26 protein-coding genes are annotated in these 21,832 nt (G+C 59.2%); 13 read left to right on the top strand and 13 right to left on the bottom strand.

Translation table 11 applies throughout. The annotated features are described in order from the left end of the window. Nucleotides 1-123 precede the first annotated feature (123 nt). Nucleotides 124-582: a hypothetical protein gene (locus A7P95_RS10100; protein WP_067594877.1), complete on the bottom strand. Its 459-nt coding sequence runs from the start codon at nt 580-582 to the stop codon at nt 124-126. A gap of 165 nt (nt 583-747) precedes the next feature. Next, nucleotides 748-1,938, bottom strand: a complete 1,191-nt coding sequence (locus A7P95_RS10095) for a hypothetical protein (RefSeq protein ID WP_067594874.1) — start codon at nt 1,936-1,938, stop codon at nt 748-750. 28 nt (nt 1,939-1,966) lie between these two features. Here A7P95_RS10095 and A7P95_RS11790 point away from each other — a divergent pair, with 28 nt between their 5' ends. From A7P95_RS11790 to rpsO, 8 genes are all read left to right on the top strand, one after another. After that, nucleotides 1,967-2,272: a hypothetical protein gene (locus A7P95_RS11790; RefSeq protein ID WP_156503585.1), complete on the top strand. Its 306-nt coding sequence runs from the start codon at nt 1,967-1,969 to the stop codon at nt 2,270-2,272. Nucleotides 2,273-2,407: 135 nt separating this feature from the next. After that, nucleotides 2,408-2,962: an anaerobic ribonucleoside-triphosphate reductase activating protein gene (nrdG, locus tag A7P95_RS10090; RefSeq protein ID WP_067594871.1), complete on the top strand. Its 555-nt coding sequence runs from the start codon at nt 2,408-2,410 to the stop codon at nt 2,960-2,962. A 6-nt stretch (nt 2,963-2,968) separates the two neighbouring features. After that, nucleotides 2,969-4,819 (top strand): anaerobic ribonucleoside-triphosphate reductase, encoded by a 1,851-nt coding sequence (gene nrdD / locus A7P95_RS10085; protein ID WP_225748378.1) that lies wholly within the window; start codon nt 2,969-2,971, stop codon nt 4,817-4,819. Between the two features lie 307 nt (nt 4,820-5,126). Beyond that, entirely contained in the window at nt 5,127-6,167 is a 1,041-nt protein-coding gene (locus tag A7P95_RS10080) for a PTS sugar transporter subunit IIC (RefSeq protein WP_067594865.1), read from the top strand. Between the two features lie 79 nt (nt 6,168-6,246). After that, on the top strand, nt 6,247-6,735 hold the full coding sequence (locus A7P95_RS10075; RefSeq protein WP_067594862.1) for a hypothetical protein: 489 nt from the start codon (nt 6,247-6,249) through the stop codon (nt 6,733-6,735). Between the two features lie 78 nt (nt 6,736-6,813). After that, nucleotides 6,814-7,473 (top strand): hypothetical protein, encoded by a 660-nt coding sequence (locus A7P95_RS10070; protein ID WP_156503584.1) that lies wholly within the window; start codon nt 6,814-6,816, stop codon nt 7,471-7,473. A 9-nt stretch (nt 7,474-7,482) separates the two neighbouring features. Continuing rightward, entirely contained in the window at nt 7,483-8,259 is a 777-nt protein-coding gene (locus tag A7P95_RS10065) for a TrmH family RNA methyltransferase (RefSeq protein ID WP_067594857.1), read from the top strand. Nucleotides 8,260-8,503: 244 nt separating this feature from the next. Then, entirely contained in the window at nt 8,504-8,773 is a 270-nt protein-coding gene (gene rpsO / locus A7P95_RS10060; RefSeq protein ID WP_003823508.1) for a 30S ribosomal protein S15, read from the top strand. Between the two features lie 98 nt (nt 8,774-8,871). On the opposite strand, the gene A7P95_RS10055 is transcribed toward rpsO, so the two are convergent. Together A7P95_RS10055 and A7P95_RS10050 are read right to left on the bottom strand one after the other, a co-directional pair. Continuing rightward, the gene (locus A7P95_RS10055; protein WP_067594854.1) at nt 8,872-9,144 is read right to left on the bottom strand and encodes a DUF3079 domain-containing protein; all 273 of its coding nucleotides are present in this window, start codon (nt 9,142-9,144) and stop codon (nt 8,872-8,874) included. A 390-nt stretch (nt 9,145-9,534) separates the two neighbouring features. Beyond that, nucleotides 9,535-10,833, bottom strand: coding sequence for a DEAD/DEAH box helicase (locus A7P95_RS10050; protein ID WP_067594851.1), 1,299 nt, complete (start codon nt 10,831-10,833; stop codon nt 9,535-9,537). A 163-nt stretch (nt 10,834-10,996) separates the two neighbouring features. Between A7P95_RS10050 and A7P95_RS11785 the strand changes: the two genes are divergently transcribed. The 3 genes from A7P95_RS11785 to A7P95_RS11315 all read left to right on the top strand — a co-directional run bounded on the left by A7P95_RS11785 (nt 10,997) and on the right by A7P95_RS11315 (nt 12,854). Further along, nucleotides 10,997-11,140 (top strand): hypothetical protein, encoded by a 144-nt coding sequence (locus A7P95_RS11785; RefSeq protein ID WP_156503583.1) that lies wholly within the window; start codon nt 10,997-10,999, stop codon nt 11,138-11,140. A 143-nt stretch (nt 11,141-11,283) separates the two neighbouring features. After that, nucleotides 11,284-12,225, top strand: a complete 942-nt coding sequence (locus A7P95_RS10045; RefSeq protein ID WP_067594848.1) for a class I SAM-dependent methyltransferase — start codon at nt 11,284-11,286, stop codon at nt 12,223-12,225. A 293-nt stretch (nt 12,226-12,518) separates the two neighbouring features. Beyond that, nucleotides 12,519-12,854, top strand: coding sequence for a hypothetical protein (locus A7P95_RS11315; RefSeq protein WP_156503582.1), 336 nt, complete (start codon nt 12,519-12,521; stop codon nt 12,852-12,854). 80 nt (nt 12,855-12,934) lie between these two features. Here A7P95_RS11315 and A7P95_RS10035 read toward each other — a convergent pair whose 3' ends face one another. Together A7P95_RS10035 and cyaY are read right to left on the bottom strand one after the other, a co-directional pair. Then, nucleotides 12,935-13,486, bottom strand: coding sequence for a hypothetical protein (locus A7P95_RS10035; protein ID WP_156503581.1), 552 nt, complete (start codon nt 13,484-13,486; stop codon nt 12,935-12,937). A gap of 92 nt (nt 13,487-13,578) precedes the next feature. Further along, a complete protein-coding gene (cyaY, locus tag A7P95_RS10030) occupies nt 13,579-13,902 on the bottom strand; it encodes an iron donor protein CyaY (RefSeq protein WP_067595248.1) in 324 nt (107 codons plus the stop codon). 75 nt (nt 13,903-13,977) lie between these two features. Here cyaY and lptM point away from each other — a divergent pair, with 75 nt between their 5' ends. Continuing rightward, nucleotides 13,978-14,169, top strand: a complete 192-nt coding sequence (lptM, locus tag A7P95_RS10025) for an LPS translocon maturation chaperone LptM (RefSeq protein WP_370632680.1) — start codon at nt 13,978-13,980, stop codon at nt 14,167-14,169. Nucleotides 14,170-14,171: 2 nt separating this feature from the next. After that, the gene (gene lysA / locus A7P95_RS10020) at nt 14,172-15,392 is read left to right on the top strand and encodes a diaminopimelate decarboxylase (protein ID WP_067594842.1); all 1,221 of its coding nucleotides are present in this window, start codon (nt 14,172-14,174) and stop codon (nt 15,390-15,392) included. 305 nt (nt 15,393-15,697) lie between these two features. On the opposite strand, the gene A7P95_RS10015 is transcribed toward lysA, so the two are convergent. From A7P95_RS10015 to A7P95_RS09985, 7 genes are all read right to left on the bottom strand, one after another. After that, nucleotides 15,698-16,342, bottom strand: coding sequence for a hypothetical protein (locus A7P95_RS10015; protein WP_067594839.1), 645 nt, complete (start codon nt 16,340-16,342; stop codon nt 15,698-15,700). 124 nt (nt 16,343-16,466) lie between these two features. After that, a complete protein-coding gene (locus tag A7P95_RS10010; protein ID WP_067594836.1) occupies nt 16,467-17,714 on the bottom strand; it encodes a multifunctional CCA addition/repair protein in 1,248 nt (415 codons plus the stop codon). 295 nt (nt 17,715-18,009) lie between these two features. Next, nucleotides 18,010-19,386: an FAD-binding domain-containing protein gene (locus A7P95_RS10005; RefSeq protein ID WP_067594833.1), complete on the bottom strand. Its 1,377-nt coding sequence runs from the start codon at nt 19,384-19,386 to the stop codon at nt 18,010-18,012. After that, on the bottom strand, nt 19,379-20,422 hold the full coding sequence (gene waaF / locus A7P95_RS10000) for a lipopolysaccharide heptosyltransferase II (protein WP_067594831.1): 1,044 nt from the start codon (nt 20,420-20,422) through the stop codon (nt 19,379-19,381). Before waaF ends, A7P95_RS10005 begins: the two co-directional genes overlap by 8 nt. A gap of 63 nt (nt 20,423-20,485) precedes the next feature. After that, nucleotides 20,486-20,632, bottom strand: a complete 147-nt coding sequence (locus A7P95_RS09995) for a zinc-finger domain-containing protein (RefSeq protein ID WP_245636611.1) — start codon at nt 20,630-20,632, stop codon at nt 20,486-20,488. 175 nt (nt 20,633-20,807) lie between these two features. Further along, nucleotides 20,808-21,107 carry an AzlD family protein gene (locus A7P95_RS09990; protein ID WP_067594824.1) on the bottom strand — a complete coding sequence of 100 codons (300 nt, stop codon included), beginning with the start codon at nt 21,105-21,107 and terminating at the stop codon, nt 20,808-20,810. After that, nucleotides 21,104-21,820 (bottom strand): AzlC family ABC transporter permease, encoded by a 717-nt coding sequence (locus A7P95_RS09985; protein WP_067594821.1) that lies wholly within the window; start codon nt 21,818-21,820, stop codon nt 21,104-21,106. The genes A7P95_RS09990 and A7P95_RS09985 overlap by 4 nt, the downstream gene beginning before the upstream one ends. Between the last annotated feature and the right edge of the window lie 12 nt (nt 21,821-21,832).

Genomic DNA, 21,832 nt, shown 5'->3' with positions numbered 1-21,832 from the left:
AGGGTGGATGCTGCTTGGCAGGAAATGCTAATTTTTGGACTTTCGGTTTGGTTTGCGCGGGGATGTGCGGGGAAATAGGCAAAACCGCCTGCAATGTGGTTGCGGGCGGTTTTGCCGTGCGGGTTATTGTGCGCGGATAAAGGTGTCGTACACGCGGCGGGTGCCTTCGAAGGCGTGGATGGAGGCTTTGCAGCCGTTGCGGTCGTCACAGTTTTTCATGCTGAGCACAACGCGGTAGTTGCCGCTGCGGGTGGCGTGGAAGGTGAACAGCGGGGCGTTGTCGGGCAGGTTGTCGCCGGCCACGCGGGCGCCGTTGGCGGCAATCAGGTTCATGTCTATGTTGTTGCAATTGTTGTCGCAGTCGCCGAAGAAGGTGTAGAACTTGCCGGCACGCAGGCTAACGGGCAGGGTGTAGGTGCGGCCTTGGTGGATGCGGGCGGGGCGCAGCAGCAGTTCGCGGGCGCGGGGGTCGACATTGCTGACGATTTCGCGGTTGGTGTTGTGCTCGTTTTGCAGGTCGTTGGCCAAGGCGGCGGGGGCGGCGATGGCGGCAATCAGGGCGAGGGTGGCAAATTTGTTCATTTGGTGATTCCTTTCGTGTGATGATGGGGATAATGCTCGGCTTGCCTAGAGGCTACCTGAAAATTGGGCTGTGCGGTTTTCAGGTAGCCTTTTGGGAAGGGGCTACCTGAAATTTTTGGCTTCGCAGAAACTTCGCTACGCTCATTTCAGGTAGCCTGTTGGAGCTTATTGGCGGTCGTACACCATTTTGCTGCCTTCGAAGATGTGAATGCTGGCGGCGCAGGTGGTGCTGCTGCATTCTTTCATGGGCAGGGTAACGCTGTAGCGGCCGCTGCGCGGGGCGCGGTAGCTGAACAGGGGCACGCTGTCACCCAATACGTCTTGCTTCACGATGCGGCCGTTGAGGCGCAGGGTGAGGTCGATGTCGGAGCATTGGGCGTCGCAGTCGCCGTAGAAGGTATAGACTTTGCCGGCGGTGAGGTTGAGCTGCTCGGTGTGGCTTTGGCCTTGGGCCAGGCTCAGCGGGCGCAGGAGGAACACGCGGGCTTCAGGGTCGCGGTTGTGCACGGCTTCTATGTTGGTGCGATGGGCGCGCAGCAGGGTGGGATCGGTGTTGCTGCTGCCTTCGAAGACTTGGACGGAATAGGCGCAGGTGTCGGCGTCGCAGTCTTCTATGCTGATTTTGAGCTGGTGGCGGCCGCTTTGCTCAGCTTTGAAGCTGAGTGCGGGCACGTTGTCGCTGTCGGTGTCGGCGGCGATGGCTTTGCCGTTGGCGCTCAGGGCAAGGTCGATGTCTTCGCAGCTTGCGTCGCAGTTGGCGCGGATGTGGTAATACTTGTTGGCGGCAAGTTCGAGATCGATGCTGCGGCTTTGGCCGTCGGCCAGGCTGCCGCTGATGATGGGCAGCTCGCGGCTGTCTTTATCGAGCTCTTGAATTTGCTCGCGGTTGCGTTTTTGAGCGTCGGCCAGGGTGCCGGCGCTGTCGCTGTTGCCCACTTTGCCGCCGGTGAACACTTGCACCATGGAGCGGCAGCGGCTGCGGTTGCAGTCTTTCATTTCGGTGTTGAGCTCCACGCGGCCGTCGCGCTCGGCCTGCCAGGTGTAGCGGGCGCCGTCGCCGCGTGATTTGCGGAACAGGGTGTTGCGGCCTTGGGTAACGCTGAAACTGATGTTGCCGCAGTTGGCGGCGCAGTCGGCAAACACGGTATAAACCTGCCCGGCTTTCACATCGAGCGGGGTGGTGTTGCTCTGGCCTTCTTCAATGCGCACGGTGCGCTCAAACAGTAGGCTGGCGGCAGGGTCTTCTCCTTTGATGGTTTCGCTGTGGCGCGAAGCCTGTTCGGTAAGATAGCCGTCGGCGGCGAAGGCGGGGAGGGAGAGGGCGGCCAAAATCGGCAGCAGGGCGAGTTTGTTCATTGAGAAACCTTTCAAGTAAAGGAAATGTGTGCTTACGCAAAAGCGTGCGGTATTATGCCTAATTGCGTTAAGTTTTCCAATGGGTTTTTGCGCAGGAATACGGGCAAACGCTTGGTTTATAGGGCTACCTGAAAAAGTATTTTCAGGTAGCCTTTGTCTTGTGGCGCGGGGGTGCTTCGGCAAGCCGGCACACTTTTGCGCCAAATCAAAACCTATGGCGGCGGCGCTATCGGTTAAGAAGGAAACAATCGCTTGGCCCAACGCCGCCGAAAGCGCCTCAAATCTTGGTTCACACAAAAATCCGGCAAAGGAAACAGTTGCCGGTTTCATCTGATAATCACTCGCATTTTAACTCAAATTAACGGCCGAACCGCTTGCGTTTTCCCGGCCAAAGCACGACAATCCACCACAACATATAGTGTTTGAGAAAAATTTAAGCACTATATGTTGTATTTTTAAGGATAGGTCTATGGAAACGCTGAAATTTACCCGGGAGCAGGTGGTGTGGCAGGAAGTGCCGGGCGAAGTGTCGCTGGCGTTTCTGTTTTCCGGCTGCCCGCTGCGCTGCAAAGGCTGCCACAGCGCTGATAGCTGGAAGGGCGGTTTGGGCACCGAATTAACGCCAGAATACCTGCAAAGCCGCCTGGCGCGCTATCGCGGCCTGATTACCTGCGTATTGTTTATGGGCGGCGAGTGGCTACCTGAAAAACTGCTGCCGCTTTTACAAGCCGTGCGCGAAGCCGGTCTGCACAGCTGTCTCTACACCGGCCTGGAGCAAGACGAGCTGGAGCGCGCCTCCATCGCCATCATCCCGCAGCTCACCTATCTCAAAACCGGCCGCTGGAAGATGGAACTGGGCGGCCTCGACAGCCCCGATACCAACCAGCGCTTTATTGATTTGCGCACGGGCGAAGTGCTCAACCACCTGTTTGTCAACGAGCAGGCCGCGCCTCGCCGCCCCGTTATCCCCTTGGTGCAACGCCCGCCGCTGGCCGCCCAAGGCGCCCATCCCCAGCCGGCCTAGCCGGCAATTTTTCACCCACCCGACCATAAAAACCAGGAGAGTAAACCTATGATCCGGCTGGATACCGAGCAGCTCAACGGCAAACTGCAATTCATGAGCGACTACATCAGCGCACACAACGCGGCCGACGGCTCCAAATTGGACGCCAACGCCAACGTGACGCAGAAAAACATCGCCACGATGGAAGCCGAATTGATGAAAGACTTTTTCGTGCAGATCAATCGCGCCCAGGTGTCGCGCAAAATCGCCGAAGTGTTTGACCAATCCGTGGCCGATGAATATCTGCGCCAAATCGAAGCGCACGAAATCTACGTGCACGACGAAACCAGCCTCAAGCCTTATTGTGTGTCGGTTACGCTGTATCCCTTCCTGCTTGACGGGTTAAGTAAACTTGGCGGCGAATCCAAAGCACCGCAGCATCTGGCATCGTTTTGCGGCTCGTTTATCAACCTCGTGTTTGCCATCAGCGCACAGTTTGCCGGCGCGGTGGCGACGGTGGAATTTCTGACCTATTTCGACTACTTCGCCCGTAAAGACTACGGCGACGACTATTTGGAGACGCACGGCAAAGAAATTGCCAACCATATGCAGCAGGTGGTGTACAGCATCAACCAGCCCGCTGCCGCACGCGGCTATCAGAGCGTATTTTGGAATATTTCCGTTTACGATCAATACTATTTCGATGCGATGTTCGGCGATTTCGTCTTCCCCGATTTCAGCAAACCGGTGTGGGCGAGCGTGGCGAAGCTGCAAAACTTCTTCCTCAAATGGTTCAATCAGGAGCGCACCAAAGCCGTTTTGACCTTCCCCGTCGTTACCGCCGCCATGCTGACCGACGGCGGCAAATGCAAAGACACCGTGTTTGCCGACGAAATGGCAAAAGAGTTGGCGGAGGGCAATTCCTTCTTCGTCTATCTTTCCGATAATCCCGACTCGCTGGCTTCCTGCTGCCGCCTGCGCAACGCCATTGAAGACCGCACTTTCAGCTACACCCTCGGCGCGGGCGGCGTAGCGACCGGTTCCATCAACGTCATCACCATCAACATGAACCGGCTGGAACAAGACGGGCGCGACCTTGCCGCCGAAGTCGCCAAAATCCACAAATACCAATACGCCTACCGCAAACTGATGGAAGAATACCAAGCCGCCGGAATGCTGCCTGTTTACGACGCAGGCTTCATCACGCTGGACAAACAGTTCCTCACCATCGGCATCAACGGCATGGCGGAAGCCGCCGAATCGCAAGGCATCAAAGTCGGCTACAACGACGACTACATCCACTTCGTCCAAGGTCGTCTGAAAACCATATTTGAGGCGAACCAAGCCGCCGGCAAACATTACGGCGTGAAGTTCAACACCGAGTTCGTCCCCGCCGAAAACCTCGGCGTGAAAAACGCCAAATGGGACAAAGCCGACGGCTACAAAGTCAGCCGCGACTGCTACAACTCCTATTTCTACGTCGTCGAAGACGAAGAAACCAACGCGCTCGACAAATTCCTGCTGCACGGCAAAGAACTGGTGGACTGGCTCGACGGCGGCTCCGCGCTGCACCTGAACCTCGACGAAGCCCTGCCCGAATCCGGCTACCGCTCGCTCTTGGACATCGCCGCACAAACCGGCTGCAACTACTTCTGCGTGAACGTACGCATCACCATCTGCAATGAATGCGGCCACATCGACAAACGCACCCTGCACGCCTGTTCCGCCTGCGGCAGCCACGACATCGACTACGGCACCCGCGTCATCGGCTACCTGAAACGCGTATCCGCATTCAGTAGCGGTCGTCGCAAAGAACACGCGCTCAGGCATTACCACCGCGAAGCGCAACAGAAGCAGAAATGGCGCAAAGTGGCCTAGGCCAAGAGTTTGGCCGGGTGGCGGGCACAGCCTCCGCCTGCCGCCTGGCCGACGTTTTCAGGTAGCCTTTTCCCTCCCTTCGGGCTAGCTGAAATCATCATCAGTCACGCCGGATTTTTCCGGCGTGTTTTTTTGCGCCAGTTGGGCAGGGAGGCCAGCCGGATGAGGCTACCTGAAAAAGTTTTCCGGCTTGGGGCGGATTTTGATTTTCAGGTAGCCTTCATTGGGAGGTTGCGTATTTGACGCGTTTTTGCCGGCGGCGTTATAGTGCCCGGCAACATAACGGCTTGGATGAAAAGGGGAGAATATGGACAAGCTCACAGCCAAATCCTTTATGATGAACCTGCTCAACGGCTCGGCCTTGGGCATTGTGGTGGCGTTGGTGCCCGGTGCGCTGTTGGGAGAGCTGGTGAAGGCGCTCGCGCCGTATTACGAGCCGCTTTCAGTGCTCACGCAGATGATAGGCGCCACCAATGCCATGGTCGGCATTGCCGTGGGCGTGGCCATCGGCTATTTGTTTAAGTTCACGCCGATTGAGTCGATTTCGGTGGGGCTGGCGGTGATGATTGCCGGCGGGGCGGTGCGCTTTGCGGAAAGCGGCATCCAAATCAAGGGCACGGGCGATATTTTCACCATGGTGTTCACCGCGGGCATTGCAGCAGGCTTGATTTTGCTGCTGAGAAGTCGGGTGCGCGGCTATGCGATTTTGGTGATTCCGACGGTGTGTCTGTTTGCGGCGGGCACGCTGGGGCGGCTGGCGTTTCCGTATTTCATGGCTTTTTCGCAGCTCTTGGGCTCGTGGATTGCGCACCTGCTCACGCTGGAGCAAACGCTGATGGCGGTGCTGATTGCGGTGGCGTTTGCCTGCCTGATTGTGTCGCCGGTGTCGTCGGTGGGGATTGCCACGGCGATTCATCTGGCGGGGGTGGGCTCGGGCGCGGCTAATTTGGGCATTTGCGCCTGCGCGTTTTCGCTGGCGGTGGCGGGGCGGCGGATGAACTCTTTGGGCACTTGCGCGGCGCATTTTGTGGGCTCTCCCAAGCTTTCCATGCCCAATATCGTGGCCAAGCCCAAGCTTTTGCTGCCGATTATGCTCAATGCGGCGATGGCGGGGGCGCTGGCTTCGTTGTTCCATATTCAGGGCACGGAGTTTAGCGCGGGCTTCGGCATCAGCGGCCTCATCGGCCCGGTGAACCATTTGAAGCTGGCGGGCTGGGGCGCGGGGCAGCTGGCGGTGGCTGTACTGGTGTTTGTGGTGGTGCCGGTGGCCGGGGCGTATGCGGCGGATTGGCTGTTTGTGGGCCGGCTCAAATGGATTGCGCCGGAAGATTACCGGATTGATGTGTAGCAGAAGAGGCTACCTGAAAACGGGAAAACCATTTTCAGGTAGCCTTGGCTATCGGTTTGGATGGAATGCGGGAGGAAGGATGGGCGGCGGTTTCGATATTGCTTATGAATTGCACGATGCGGGCTGGGCCAGCGTGAGCGTGGCGTATAACGGCCAAAGCTTCAAGCAGGCGGTTTCCTACCTGCACGATTCGCTCGGCGATTTGGCTGCTTTGGGCGTGGCGCTGCAAAATGGCGGGCGCATCACCGAGCAGAAAGTGCTGTTTCTCGACGAGCCGGGCGAGCTGGCGCTGCTGGCGTATGCGGAAGAAGGCAGCCCCGATGCCGAGCTGCTGCTTTTGCATTCTGCCGATTGGTTTTTCAGCTTCGGCTTCACTGCCCGAGGGCAGGAAACCCTGTGGCGGGGGCGGGTGCCGCGCCATGAGCTGGCCGGGAAAATCCACCGGATTCTGCACCATCTCTACTGCCACATCGGCGAAGCGGAATACCTGCGGCGCTGGGGCGAACACCCGTTTCCGAGCGAAGGCTACCTGAAATTGCACGAGCAGCTGAAGTGGACGCTGGAATAAGCCCTTCGGCCAATAGGCTACCTGAAAATAGTTGGCGATGTTTTCAGGTAGCCTTGATTACTGACATTGAAGATGAAAATGCGAAATAAATTGAAGTTGCATCAATTGTATAGCCAAGTCGTGCGGGAACAATTGCCATATTCCTGTTTAAGCGAATGGGCAGATCGGCAAATCCTGGCGGGCGACACAGATGATGCCATTATTTGTTTATCGCTTGCCGACGGCCGTGAACGGGCATTGGCAGCAGTAAGTAATATTTTGGGAACGGATATTTTGCTGCAAGAGCCTGCATTATTGCCAGAAATGTCGGTTTTTTCCCAAGCGGGCGTATTGGGCGTGTATGAGCAGTGTATAGAATATCAGGCAGGCAACGTGCTGATTTGGTGCCCACATGCCCCAGGCCAGCCCGTGCCCGAAAGAATCGGGCCTGAATGGATGCGGCAAATACAGACGATATGCGCTGCGGCGGATGAGATAAAACAGAGTTTGTTTCAGTATTGTGCACGGGCGTTTCCTGATGTTTGGTCGGCTTATCGGCAGGCCGGATGTGAGGATTATGTTTGGCAGGTGGCCGGTATCCGACTGAATGCTGGTGAAGGGAAAATATTTCTAACAGTGATGGCGAATCTTGATTTTGCTGCCGAAGACTATGATTTGCCGGATTGCTCGGTGAGTACGCTCTATATCGATTTGCGTAATGAGTCGGATAAAATAGCGATTAGCAAAATTAACAGTTAAGGCCTCGCCATGAACACCATCGAATCCGCCCAAAACCCCGCGCTTAAGCATTTGGCCAAACTGCTGCGCAGCGCCCGCGCGCGCCGCGAAAGCCAACAGGCCGTGCTGGAAGGCGCACATTTGCTGGCCGCCTATTTGCAGGCCGGCGGCGAGGTGCGGCAAGCCTATGTGCCGGCGGGCAAAATGCGGCAGCCGGAAACCGCGCGGCTGCTGGCGCAGCTGCCGCCCGAGCGCGTGGTGCAAACCTCGGGCGCGGCCTTGCAGAAAATCACCAGCCTCACCGATGCCGAAGAAATCACCGCGCTCATTGGGCTGCCGCCGAATGCGCCGTTCGATGCCGATGCCGATTGCGTGGTGCTGGAGCGCATCCAAGACCCGGGCAACATCGGCACGATTCTGCGCAGCGCGGCGGCGGCGGGCGTGGGGCAGGTGGTGCTGTCGGCAGATTGCGCCGATGTGTGGTCGCCCAAGGTGCTGCGCGCGGGCATGGGGGCGCATTTTGCGCTGCGCCTACACACGGCGGCGGATTTGACGGCGTGGCGTGCGCAATGCCGCGTGCCGCTCTTGGCTACGGCGCTGCACCGCGATAGCGTGAGCCTTTACGATTGCGATTTGCGCGCGCCCGCCGCCTGGCTGTTTGGCAACGAGGGTGCGGGCGTGAGCGAGGTGATGCTGGCGCAGGCTGAGCGCTGCGTGCATATCCCGATGGCGGCGCAAACCGAATCGCTGAACGTGGCGATGGCGGCAACGGTGTGCCTGTTTGAGCAGATGCGGCAGCGGTTGTGATGTGGTGGGAAGCATCAAAAGGCTACCTGAAAATTTTAGCTTGGCGGAAACGGCTTTCAGGTAGCCTTTTGGTTGCGTGGCGGTGTCAGATTGGGGCGGGTTTGCGCATTTGGCTGTTTTCGGCGGCGGTTTTGTGTCATAATCCGCGCCCTGCCTGGCTGGAAAGCCGGGTATTGAGGAGTTGGCTCGGGTTTCCGGCTCGGCCAGCTTGTCCGCCGCAAGGCATATTTTTTGGAGTTTTATTATGGCACTGACCGTAGAACAAAAAGCGCAAATCATCAAAGATTTCCAGCGCAAAGAAGGCGACACTGGCTCTTCTGAAGTGCAAATCGCCCTTCTGACTTTCCGCATCAACGATTTGGCTCCGCACTTCAAAGCCAACCCGAAAGATTTCCACAGCCGCCGCGGCCTGCTGAAAATGGTGAGCGCCCGCCGCCGCCTGCTGGCCTACCTGCGCAACACCGATGTGGACACCTACCGCGATGTGATTACCCGCCTGAACCTGCGTAAGTAATCTGTTGCCCAAATGAAAGCCGTGCCGCCGGATGTGTTTCCGGCGGCACGGCTTTTGGTTTTCAGGTAGCCTTGATTGGGGCTACCTGAATTTTTTGGCTAATGCTGTTTGCGGGGGAGTTTGATGTGGGGTTTGGCGGGCGGGGGTTCGGGCGTGGGGGCGGGTTTGAGGCCGAGTTCGATTTGTTGGGCTTCGCTGAGAAGGTTGCTCCAGTCGCCGGTTTTATACCAATCGGGGCCGTCGGTTTCGATGGGGTGTTGGATGCGTTCGCAGCCGTTGCCGCATTGCAGGTCGGCGGCGGGGCAGTATTTGTCGCAGCCCCAGCAGATGCGTTCGGGGTGTTTGGGGTGGATAGGGAATTTTTTGGCCATGATGTGGTGTTGTTTGATTATGGAGAAATATTTTTAGCTTCGCAGAAACTCTGTTCCCTGCGGAAATCTCGTTTTAGCGAAATTCGCCCCGCTCATTTTCAGGCAGCCTTCCATGCGGCAGCCATCTTACTGGAAGCCAGGTAAACAAGCCAATCATCTATTTAGTGCAAACCAGAGGCTACCTGAAAATTAGCGAATCAACTTAACTTTCGTTACAGCGTTAGCTCGCCTTGCCGTACTCCTGTACTGTCTGCGGCTCGCTGCTTGGTATCGAAAGCCAATTTGATTCGCTAATAGGATACGGCGGCATTTCTGCGCCACGAAATTTTAACTCCGTTGAAGCTCACGCTTTCAGGTAGCCTCTATTCAATGACGGCTGCAGGCGGCGAACTATCCGGCACGGCGGCCTTGGGCGGCAGGTTTGCGCTCTTTGCCGCGCGAGTGGCCGGCGGGACGGCCGTAGGATTTGCCGCTGCCGTTGGGCTTGCGGCCGCCTTTGGGTTTCCAGCCGCCGCCTTTGGCTTTGCGCGGGGCTTTGCTGCGTTTGCGGGTGGGCTCCATGCCTTCGATGGCGAATTCGGGCAGTTTGCGGCCGAGGTATTTTTCGATTTTGTGCACGGCCATGTATTCGTTTACTTCGGCAAAGGTGAGGGCGAGGCCGTGGCGGCCGGCGCGGCCGGTGCGGCCGATGCGGTGCACGTAGTCTTCGGCCTGTTTGGGCAGGTCGTAGTTGATCACGTGGGTGATGCTGGGGATGTCGATGCCACGTGCGGCCACGTCGGTGGCCACCAGCACTTTAATGCGGCCTTTGCGCAAATCCATCAAGGTGCGGTTGCGCCAGTTTTGCGGCATGTCGCCGTGCAGGTAGTTGGCGGCGAAACCTTTTTCGTATAGCGCGTCGGCCAGCTGCTCGCTCATGGCTTTGGTGCTGGTGAAGATGATGCACTGGTCGATGTTGGTGTCGCGCAGGATGTGGTCGAGCAGGCGGTTTTTGTGGTTTTTGTCGTCGCAATAAAGCAGCTGCTCGTCAATTTTGCCTTGGTTGTCTTCACGCTCGATTTCGATCACTTCGGGATTGTTGGTGAGCCGGCGGGCAAGTTTGCCCACGGCGCCGTCCCAGGTGGCGGAAAAGAGCAGGGTTTGGCGGCTGGCGGGGGTGGCGGCCACGATGGTTTCGATGTCGTCGATAAAGCCCATGTCGAGCATGCGGTCGGCTTCGTCGAGCACCAGCACTTCGAGGCGGTCGAAATCGATGCGGCCGGAGCGCATGTGGTCCATCAGGCGGCCGGGGGTGGCCACCACCAAATCAATCGGCTTGGCCAGCGATTTGATTTGAAAGCCGAAAGAGGAGCCGCCCACCAGGGTGACAGTGCGCAGCCATTTCATGTTTTGGGCATAGATTTTGGCGTTTTTCTCTACTTGCGCTGCCAGCTCGCGCGTGGGAGTGAGCACGAGGATGCGCGGGCCTTTGCCGGACTTGTCGCTGCGGCGGGTGATGCGCTGGAGGCTGGGCAGCAAGAAGGCGGCGGTTTTGCCGGAGCCGGTTTGCGCCGAGGCCATGATGTCGCGGCCTTCGATGGCGGCGGGCAGGGCCTGGGTTTGGATGGGTGTGGGCTCGGCATAGCCGGCGGAACGCAGGGCGGCGAGCAGGTTTTTATCATGTAGCAGGTCGCTGAATTGGATGGTCATGTGTTTCCAAAAGGGGCAACAATACTTTCCGCCCGCGCAAACGGGCAGCCGTGAAGCAAAGGAATGCGCTAACGGGAAACAGCGGGTTCCATTCGCTTCCGATACCGGCGGGCTAACGCGGCAGCGGAAGTTTGGGCAACCACTATGGGAGTTACGCACAAGATTGTCACAAGCATGGCGCTTGGGTGGCATCGGCGACAACCTGCGAAGCAGAGAAGGATTGCGCGCGCAAGGCGGCAAACAGACGCAGCCGGAAGGCTGGTGGGCTGAAGACGATGGCTTCGAACAAAAAGAGGCGGCATATTAGGCGTTTGCCCGCAGGCGGTCAAGCAAAATCTTCGGGTTTACACGGCCATACACTTCAGGCTACCTGAAAATGCGCCGGCATCCGTTTGGAGCGCCCCGCCGCTTGGCGATAAAATAGCCCTTTTATTTTTCAGGTAGCCTTCCATGAGCGAAATCACCGCCTTCGCCAACCGCCTCGGCAAAAACGCCAAACACCTCATCAAATGGGCGCGGCGGCATCATATAGAAGCCTGGCGCCTCTACGACCGCGACATCCCGCAATACCCCTTCGCCATCGACATTTACGACGAACACGTTCATTTGCAGGAATACGACACCGGCTGGATCATGCAGGAAGCCGACTACCAAGCCTGGCTTGCCGAAGTAGTCGAAGCCGTGCGCTTCATCACCGGCTTTCCCGCCGAACACATCCACCTCAAACAACGCAGCCGCCAGCGCGGCAGCAGCCAATACGAAAAAACCGGCCGCAGCGGCGAAGACTTCATCGTGCACGAACACGGCCGCGCCTTCTGGGTAAACCTCGACAAATACCTCGACACCGGCCTCTTCCTCGACCACCGCAACACCCGCGCCCTGGTAGGCAGCCAAGCCGCCGGCAAACGCTTCCTCAACCTTTTCGCCTACACCGGCAGCTTCAGCGTGTATGCCGCCACCGGCGGCGCGGCCTCCAGCGAAACCGTCGATCTCTCCAACACCTACCTCGACTGGGCCCGCCGCAACTTCGCCCTCAACAACATCCCCCCCGAACAGCACCAAATCATCCGCGCCGACGTATTTCAATATTTGCAAAACGCCGCCGAAAGCAAGCGCTTCGACCTCATCGTGATGGACCCGCCCAGCTTTTCCAACAGCAAAAAAATGCTCGACATCCTCGACATCCAGCGCGACCACCCCCGTCTCATCCGCGACACCATGCAGCTGCTCGAGCCCGGCGGCACGCTTTATTTCTCCAACAACCTGCGCAGCTTCGAGCTCGAGCCCGCCCTGGCCGAACGCTACGCCATATCGGAAATCAGCCGCCAATCCGTGCCCGAAGACTTCCGCAACCGCAAAATCCACCGCTGCTGGACCATCCAACACCGCTAAAGCAAAGGCTACCTGAAAGCATCCAAACCGTTTTCAGGTAGCCTTTTATATTAAACACCCCATGAACCGACCCACCATCGATCGTGCTGCCGCCATCCTATTCGCCCTGCTCGGCACTGCCCTAATTACCACTTTTTTTTACCGACAGCCGCTTTTTCCATTGGGCATTCGCACGGCATCACAATCCCCTGAGCTGGTATATCCGCCCGCTATTCCTCATCCCTTTCTGTCTCGCTGCCTACCGCCGAAGCCACGCCGGTATTTGGGCCACCTTGTTGCTGCTGCTCAGCAGTATGTTTTGGTTTCCCCCACCCGCCACCCCAAACGAACGTATCCGGCCGTTTTTGGCCATGGAGCAAAACTTCCTGCTCGGCAGCTGGAATACGGCCAAAATCTTGGCATCGGGCATGGTTGTCCTGAGCCTAACGCTGATTGCCGCCGCATTCTGGCAGCGCAAACCGCGCCTTGGGCTGCTCTGCTTAGCCGCGGCCGCCGCAGGCAAAATCCTGTGGGGTATCCGTTACAGCCAGGCAGCGGGCTACGCCGTTGTCCTGCCGGCGGCCTTCGGCCTGCTGCTCTGCGCCATCGTTATCGGCATGGTATTGCATAAAATCAAGCAGCGGCCTTAAATGGCAAAGGCTACCTGAAAACCATTCAGGTAGCCTTTGCCGATGCCATCACCGCAAAACCATCTGCACTGTGCCGCTGCCTAATACCTTGCCTCGGCCGGCACGCTGCTCCGCTGCACGGTTTTGCTCAACAGTTCAAACCGCTTCTGCTGCTCCAGCCATTGATACACATAAATGGTTTTAAACTGGGTAACCACATCCTCGCGCCCCGCTATATCGGCATAATGGCAATTTTCGGTGATAAACAGGCGGCTGCCGGCCTGATAGTGGAATATATCCGGCTCCATCGAGCCGTCTGCCCGATAGCAGGCGTTCAAAGGGTGGTCGGTGGACAAGGGCGTGAGCTCATAGATTTTCCCGCTGCGCGCGTCCACCAGCGCTCCATTCAGGCATTGCGTTCCGCAGCCCCACGTCACAGCAACATAGCTTCCGGCAAAACCGATTTTGCCAGACTGGTAGCCTTCCCTAATCCGCGTGCGCATATCGCGCCATTGCTGCGTCAGCTGCACAGGGTGGCGGGCGCCCTGATAAATTGGGCTGGGGTAATCGGCAAACCGATACGCCCGTTCGGCCGGCGCCGCTTGAGCCAAACCGCACGCCAGCACCAACGATACCGCTAGAAATTTCCGCATTTTCTCTCTCCTTAAGTCTATGCAGGCTACCTGAAAACCATTTTTCAGGTAGCCTGCCCTACGCCCGCCGCTCATGCAGGGGCTACCTGAAATTATAACGCCACAATCTCCACCGCCTGCCCCGCCGCCGCGCCCAGCACTTCGTTCAGCACGGCGAAAAAGCCGCTACCGTCTCGGGTGGAGCGCCATTGCCCGTCGCGCAGGGCGAAGTGGTAGCCACCGCTTTTGGCGGCAATCCACAATTCCTGGTTCGGCGTGTGGCGGTTTACGATAATCTGCGTGCCGTCGTCGGCTTCGATGGTGAGCACGTTGCCGTTGTGCTCGCAGTCGAAATCGGCGCCGCACTGGTCGAGCTGGTCTTCGATGTGGGCAAACAGTTGGTCGGAATAGCGCAAAAATTCGGTTTCGGTCATGATGGTTTGTATCTGCCGGCGTTTTTGTTTAAGATTCGCCATCTTGCCACAGCCGCCTGTTTCAGGCAATTTCGAACCATGATGACACGCACCCTTTTCCCCGCCCTCGCCGCCGTGCTGCTTTTGAGCGCCTGCGGCTATAAAGGCGACCTCTACCTGCCCAAAGAAGGCGACCGCGCCCGTTTCGCCCCGGTGCAAACCGGCCTGCAATTCACCCCCATCGCGCCCATGCCCGATGTTGAGCAGCCTCCCCTCCCCCAAAGCAAATAACCATGTCTTTATATTGCGAAAACGTTTCCCTCGACGCGCTGGCCGAACAGTTTGGCACGCCGCTGTATGTGTATAGCCAGGCCGCGCTCACCGAAGCCTACCAAAGCTACACCGCCGCCTTTTCCGGGCTGAACCCCCTGCTGTGCTACGCCGTGAAGGCCAACGGCAACCTGAGCATCCTGCGCCATTTTGCCCGATTGGGCAGCGGCTTCGATATCGTGTCCGGCGGCGAGCTGGCGCGCGTGCTGGCCGCCGGCGGCCGCGCCGACAAAACCATTTTCTCCGGCGTGGGCAAAAGCCGCGCCGAGATGGTGTATGCCTTGGAAGCCGGCATCAAGTGCTTCAACGTGGAAAGCCTGCCCGAGCTCGACCAGCTCAACGAAGCCGCCGCCGGCTTAGGCACGGTGGCGCCCGTGTCGCTGCGCATCAACCCCGATGTGGACGCGCAAACCCATCCCTATATCTCCACCGGCCTCAAAGCCAACAAATTCGGCATCGCCATGGAAGACGCCGAAGCCGCCTACCGCCATGCCGCCTCCCTGCCGCATCTGCGCATCACCGGCATCGACTGCCACATCGGCTCCCAGCTCACCAACCTCGCCCCGCTGGTGGAAGCCTGCGAACGCATGCTCGCCCTGGTAGACCGCCTCGCCGCGCAAGGCATCGAGCTCGAACACATCGACCTCGGCGGCGGCATCAGCATCGTGTATCACGACGAAACCCCGCCCGACCTGCCCGCCTACGCCCAAGCCCTGCGCCAACTGCTCGGCGGCAGAAAGCTCTCGCTCATCCTCGAGCCCGGGCGCAGCCTGGTGGGCAACGCCGGCCTGCTGCTCACCCGCGTGGAGCGCGTCAAACGCAACGGCGACAAACACTTCGTGATCGCCGACGCCGCCATGAACGACCTGATGCGCCCCGCCCTCTATCAGGCCTACCACCACATCGACAACACCAACCCCCAGCCCGGCGCGCCCTTCACCGCCGACATCGTCGGCCCCGTGTGCGAAACCGGCGACTTCCTCGCGCAAAACCGCCGCATCGCCGCCCAAGCCGGCGACCTTTTGGTGGTGCACAGCGCCGGCGCCTACGCCGCCAGCATGGCCAGCAACTACAACACCCGCGCCCGCGCCGCCGAAGTGTTGGTGAACGGCAGCGAATTCCGCCTCGTCCGAGCGCGAGAGCAAATCACCGACATGCTCGCCGGCGAGCTGGCCTGCTTATAGCCGCAGCCGCCGCGCCGCCGAATGCGCGCGGATAAAGGAAACGCCGCCGTTGCTATTCCAAGAAACGGCGGCGTCGGCTTTCGGCACGGCAAAAGGCTACCTGAAAGCGTGAGCTTCAACGAAGTTAAAAATGAGCGCCCCAATACGGCAAACTTTTTCAGGTAGCCTCTTTCCTGCCCGCCAAGCTTGGATAAAACGCCGGTTTGATCAAACGGCAGGCTTGAAATAAGCAAACCAAAAATTTTCAGGTAGCCCATACCGAATACAGGCTACCTGAAAAATATTCCTGCAATACCCGGCCGACTTTATTGCTTCTTCGGTGGCAGGATGCTGCCAGTTTCGGCGGCGCGTTCTTTCCATATGGGCAGCCATTGGGCTACGCGTTCGCGTCGAGTCTCGCAAATTGCTCGAATCATTGGAAAATCATCATTAATAAAATGTTCTACATATTCAAAATCTAATGCAACTGCCCGAGCAATACAATCACCCAGCCCTTCGTAACCATACATACTGCATGGTTCAGGAAATTCTCCATAGATAGGGTAGTTAGTCAAGAATTCTTTTTCATCCGGATTACTGAAATAACGCTCAACCAAATCCAAACCACGCTTAAAAAAATCATGAATATAAACTTCAGCAACAGGTAAGGTATGCACCAATTTCTGATAAATCATGGCATGATTGTGCGCATCAGGGCTAAGAATAGCCATTCCAGTAGTCCATTTTGGCATATGTATGCCCTGAAAACTTTCTCTAACGATTTTAGTAACAGATTTATTGAAAACAAGCACATGTGGCATGGCTGATAGGTGTAACACCCAACCCGGATCAATCCAAATCTCCGAATGCTTCAATGTCTTATTCTTGAAAATGTTCGCCTTATATTCCCAGCCGGGGTGCTCCTCCGCCAATCGGATACAAAACGCTTTCACATCTGATTTATTCAACATATTTTCCCTTTCGATTTCATCCTATTATCCCTCTGCCCGTTTTCACTTCATTTTCAGGTAGCCTTTCTCCTGCGTGCAGGCTACCTGAAAATTCCGGCTTCAGCGCGGCTAGAAACCCCCTGCCCTAGCTCCCTCCGGACTTCCTGTTTGCCTGCCGATACGCTTCCTGCAAGGGCTTGATCCGCGCCAAGCGGTCGGCAGCGATGGCTTCGGCGATGCGCTGCGGCTGCTCAGCATGGGCGGCGGCAATGGCGGCGGTGTCGGTTTGCTGCGCAGCGGCAAGCAGGGCGAGCCAGTGTTCGCGCTGCGGGTAGGCGGCGTGCTCGAAGCCGAGGCGGCCTTGCGCGTCGGCGCGGCACACGTTGAGCATGGCGGCGAAGCGCTCGCTCCGGCGGTAGGCATCGGTGTGCTGCAAAATTTTGGCGGCGGTTTGCGGCCGCAGCTCGGCCACGCTGTGCAGCCGCCCGTGCCAGCGGCACACCTGCAAGGCCAGCTCGGCGCAGGCTTTGGGCACCTTCCAGCGCCGGTTTACCGCCTGCACCAGCGGCACGCCGGCTTCTTCGTGGCCATAATGCGAGGGCAGGATATGGGGCGGGGTTTTGGCCTTGCCCAAATCGTGCAGCAGCGCGGCGTAGCGTTCGGGCAGGCTCAGGCCGGCATCGGCGGCGCTTTGCAGCACCAGCAGGGCGTGGATGCCGCAGTCGATTTCGGGGTGGTAATCCGCCCGCTGCGGCACGCCGAACAGGGCGTCCACCTCGGGCAGCAGCACGGCGAGCGCGCCGCATTCGCGCAGAATTTCCATCATGCGCACCGGCCGCGCCTCCATCAGCCCGCGTGCAAATTCCTGCCACACGCGCTCAGCCACCAGCGCGTCGGCCTCGCCGTTTTGCACCATTTCGCGCATCAGCGCCAAGGTTTCGGGGGCTACCTGAAAACCGTAGCGGGCGGCAAAGCGCGCCGTGCGCAAAATCCGCACAGGGTCTTCGGCGAAGGCGGGGGAGACGTGGCGCAGGATGCCGGCGGCCAAATCGGCCTGCCCGCCGAAGGGGTCGATAATCTGCCCGTCGGCGCTTTGTGCGATGGCGTTGATGGTGAGGTCGCGGCGTTGCAGGTCTTGCTCCAGGGTAACGTCCGGCTCGGCGTGGAAAGTGAAGCCGGCATAGCCGCGGCCGGTTTTACGCTCGGTGCGCGCCAGCGCGTATTCCTCCTGCGTTTCCGGGTGCAGGAACACCGGAAAATCCTTGCCCACCGGCCGGTAGCCCGCCGCCAGCATGGCCGGCGCATCCGCCCCCACCACCACCCAATCGCGGTCTTTCACCGGATTGCCCAACAAAGCATCGCGCACCGCGCCGCCCACCAGATAAATTTCCATCTGCCTTTTTCCTGTTTACCAGTTTCACTCAAACCGAATCATGCCCGATTTGCCCGCATTTGCCAAAGCCGCCGCTTCAGGCTACCTGAAAACGAGTGTAGCGAGTTTCTGCACAGCAAAAACGCGAGCCTCAACGTAAGCTAAAAACCAAACCGCCGGAACGGCTAGACTGTTCCGGCGGTTATCCTATAGTGGATTAACAAAAATCAGGACAAGGCGACGAAGCCGCAGACAGTACAAGTAGTACGGCAAGGCGAGGCAACGCTGTACTGGTTTTTGTTAATCCACTATATTTTCAGGTAGCCCCTCTCTCGCGCCAACGCTCTTGTGCCGCACGGAAATCCGCCACCGGCACGGGATAGCCGTGGGTGTTCACTTCCGCCGCCGAGCGCCACGGCGCGTGGATGTCGCGGCTGTCCAAATGCGCCAGCTGCGGCAGGTGGCGGCGGATAAACTGCCCGCTCGGGTCGAGCTTTTGCGACCACACCACCGGATTGAACGGCTGCGACTGCGCCGGCCGACCGCCCAAGCCCGCCGCCAGCAGCCAGTTGCCCCGGTTCACCGCCGGCTCGAAATCCAGCAGCCGCCGCGCAAACCAATCCGCGCCCCGCTGCCAGTCGCACAGCAACACGCGGCAGAAAAACAGTGCGCACAATCGGCGCAAGCTGGGCGGCAGCCAGCCGGTGTCGTGCAGCAGGCGCATGGAGGCATCTACCAGCGGATAGCCGGTTTCACCGCGCTGCCAGGCGCTGATCAGCCGTTCGCTGTTTTCCCCGGCAGTCTGCTCGTTTTGGCGAAACTCGTTGCACTCGCTTTCAGGTAGCCTCAGCCTTTGCCCTGCTGCGGGATACTGGCGGAAATAGTGCACGAAAAACTCGCGCCGCGCCCATTCCTTCAGCCATGCCGCCACTTCGGGCAAGTGCGCCGCCTCCGACCACGCCCGCCGCGGCGACAGCGTGCCGAAGTGCCAATGCGGGGAAAGCTGCGAGCCGCCGTGCTGCGCCGGCAAATCGCGCAGCACGGCATAGTGCGCCAGCTTGGGCAAAAATTCTGCCCACTGCCGCCGCGCCGCCGTTTCACCGCCGTGAATGGCCAATCGCGCGGCGGGCACAGCGGGCAACGGCGGGGCATGGCGCAGGTTTTCAGGTAGCCTGTTTTGCTGTTCGGCCAAACCCGGCGGCGGCCAGGCGGACGCCTGCCAATGCGCGTATTGTTCGGCGCAGGCTGCCTGCCAGGCTACCTGAAAATGGGCAAAGGCCGCTTCGTCTAAATACGGCGGCAGCGCAAACTGGTGCGGCTGCTGCAACAAGCCGTCGGCCACCGTGTGCAGCGCGCAGCCCTGCGCCGCCAAAGCCGCCGGCAGGGATGGCGGCAAATCGGCATCTGCCGCGCACACCAGCGCCGCCGCCCGGCAACGCGCCGCCAAACCGGCCAGCGCCTGATCCGCCCTGCCCTCCTGCACATACAGCGGTATGCCAACCTCGGCCAGCCGGGCAGCCAAATCCTGCAAGCATTGCCAAATAAAATAGCGCCGCTGCGCCGTGAGCCCTTCTTGCGGCGGCCACACATAGGCGCCCACCAGCGGCCGGCCGGCGCACGCGGCCAGCTGCAAGGCGGGCTGGTCGTCAGTGCGCAAATCGCGGCGGAACCAAACCAGGGTGGTTTCAGTCATGATCGGGGGTGTCGGCGGAGTGGGATTGGATGGCGCGGCAGCCGGCCTGGTGCACCAAATCGGGCAGGAGTTGGTTGAGGCAGTTGGTGTGGCCGAGCGGGCATTCGCGCTTGAAGCAGGGGCTGCACTCCAGGCGCAGGCTCACCACTTGCGCATGCGGGCTCAGGGGCGGCGTGTGCTCGGGGCTGGACGAGCCATACACGGCGGCCAGCGGGCGATCCAGTGCGGCGGCAAGGTGCATCAGACCGCTGTCGTTGCACACCACGATGTGCGCCAGCGAGAGCAAATCGATTGCTTCCGACAGGCTGGTTTGCCCGCACAAGTTCACGCACAGGCTACCTGAAAGCTGCTGCACTTCTTCGGCAATCGGGAAATCTTTGGCCGAGCCGAACAGCCAAATTTGGCAGCCCTCGGCGGCATAACGTTTGGCCAGCTCGGCAAAGTGGCGCGGCGGCCAGCGCTTGGCCGGGCCGTATTCGGCGCCGGGGCAGAAGGCGGCGATGGGGCGTTCGGCGTTGAGCCCGTGTTTGGCGAGGGCGGCTTGGCGGCTGGCTTTGTCGATGGCAAGGCGGGGGAAATCGGGGCGCGGCTCGAAGGGCTGGTGTTTCGGGTAGGCCAGCGCGGTATAGCGGTCTACCATCAGCGGCAGGGCGGCTTTGTCGAGCTTGCGGATGTCGTTGAGCAGCGGATAGCGGCTCTCACCCACGTAGCCGGTGCGCAGGGGAATGCGGCTGGCGCGGGCGATGAGCGCGGATTTGAAGGAGCCGGGCAGCACGATGACTTGGTCGTAGCCGCGCTGCCCGAGCGCTTTGCCCAGCTGCCAGCGGCGGCGCAGCTGCAGGGCGCCGTGGGCAAACGGGTTTTCCAGGATTTGGCTGATTTCGGGCATCCGCTCAAATACGGCCATCGACCATTTGGGCGCGAACACATCAATCCGGCAGCCGGGATGGAGCTCGTGCAGGCGGCGGTAGAGCGGCTGCGTCATCACGCAGTCGCCGATCCAGGAGGGGGAGATGATGAGGATGGTTTGGGGCATGCGGGCTTCGGCTAGAGAATTTTCAGGTAGCCTTTATGGGCGGGTAAGGCGTGTGCTGCCGGATTAGTGGTGCCCTTTGGCTTCGCCTTGGAGCTGATAGATGCTGCCGCAATAGGGGCATTCGATGCGGCCGTTGTCGGCAATGGGCAGGAACACGCGGGGGTGGCCGTTCCAGGTTTCGTGGTTGGGGCCGCCGCAATGCAGGGGCAGGTCGTGCGGGGTGAGGAGAGTGAGGCGGAGATTCTTGACGGGGCATGGTGTTTCCTTGAATGGGCGGCTGGGCCGGATGAAATGTTATGCAGGAATTATACCGAGGGGGAGGGATGAGGTGTAGCAGAGGCTACCTGAAAATTTGGCGCGGCAAAGCCGACGCGTTTAGGCAGAATCAAGCCATCAGCCAGCCCAGTATGCCGCTGCTGGCCACGCCAATCAGCACGGTGGGCAGCATGGGAAGGCGGCTGGCGGCAAGCAGGGTGATGGCAAGGGCAATCAGTTCGTGTGGTTTATTGGAAACGAAGTTGGGGGCGATCACGGAAATCAGCACGCAGCCTGGCGCGGCAGTCATCACGCGTTTGGCGCGCGGCGAAAGCACGCGGTTACGGAAGGCGAAAAAGCCGAGCAGGCGGGTGGAATAAGTTACGGCGAGCATGCCCAGGATGGTGAAAAAGGAAGCCCAGCTAATCATTCTACTTCGCCTCCCTGCCCGAACGATGCAGCAAGCAGCCCGGCAAAGGTGCCGAACAAAACATACCAGCCGCTGTGCGGCAGCATCAAATAGCTGGCAGCGGCAACAACCAAGCTCACCAGCCACGGCACGGCAGCCCGCCAGGTTGTCCACATGCTGCGTATTAGCACCAAAAACACGGCAGGGAAGGCCATGCCAAAACCGAGTTTTTCCACATTGCCCAGCAAATAACCAAACCTGGCACCGATAAAACCGCAAGACACCCATAAGGCATAAAGCGGAAGCGCCGTGCCGAAATAATAAGGCAGGCTGAATGCGGGCAGGCCTGCCTTCTGACGTTTCCGGGCGTCAGTCAGGCTCATTGCCCAGCTTTCATCGGTCATCACAAACAAGGCGGGCAAAAGCTGCTTCAACGGCAAGTGCCGGATGAAGGGGATAAAAGCGATGCCCATCAGGATATGCCGGCTGTTAATCAACAGCGTGGTGCCGATAATCAGCAGCACCGGCAAGGGGCTATGCCACAAACCAACTGCCGCAAATTCTGAACCGCCGGCAAAGTTCAAACCCATCATCAAGATGGTTTCCAACCAGCTCATGCCTTTCCGTGCTGCCTGTGCCCCCAAGATCAAGGCAAACGGTATCATTCCGATGATGATGGGGGCGGCCTCTTTGATACCGCGTCGGAATTCGGATAAGGTGTGGGGCGTGTTCATGGCATAACTTGT

Origin of the sequence: Eikenella longinqua, assembly GCF_001648355.1 — a bacterium.
Taxonomy (GTDB): domain Bacteria; phylum Pseudomonadota; class Gammaproteobacteria; order Burkholderiales; family Neisseriaceae; genus Eikenella; species Eikenella longinqua.
Note: the sequence above shows the minus strand (reverse complement) of the source record. Positions and strands in the feature narration are given on the sequence as shown.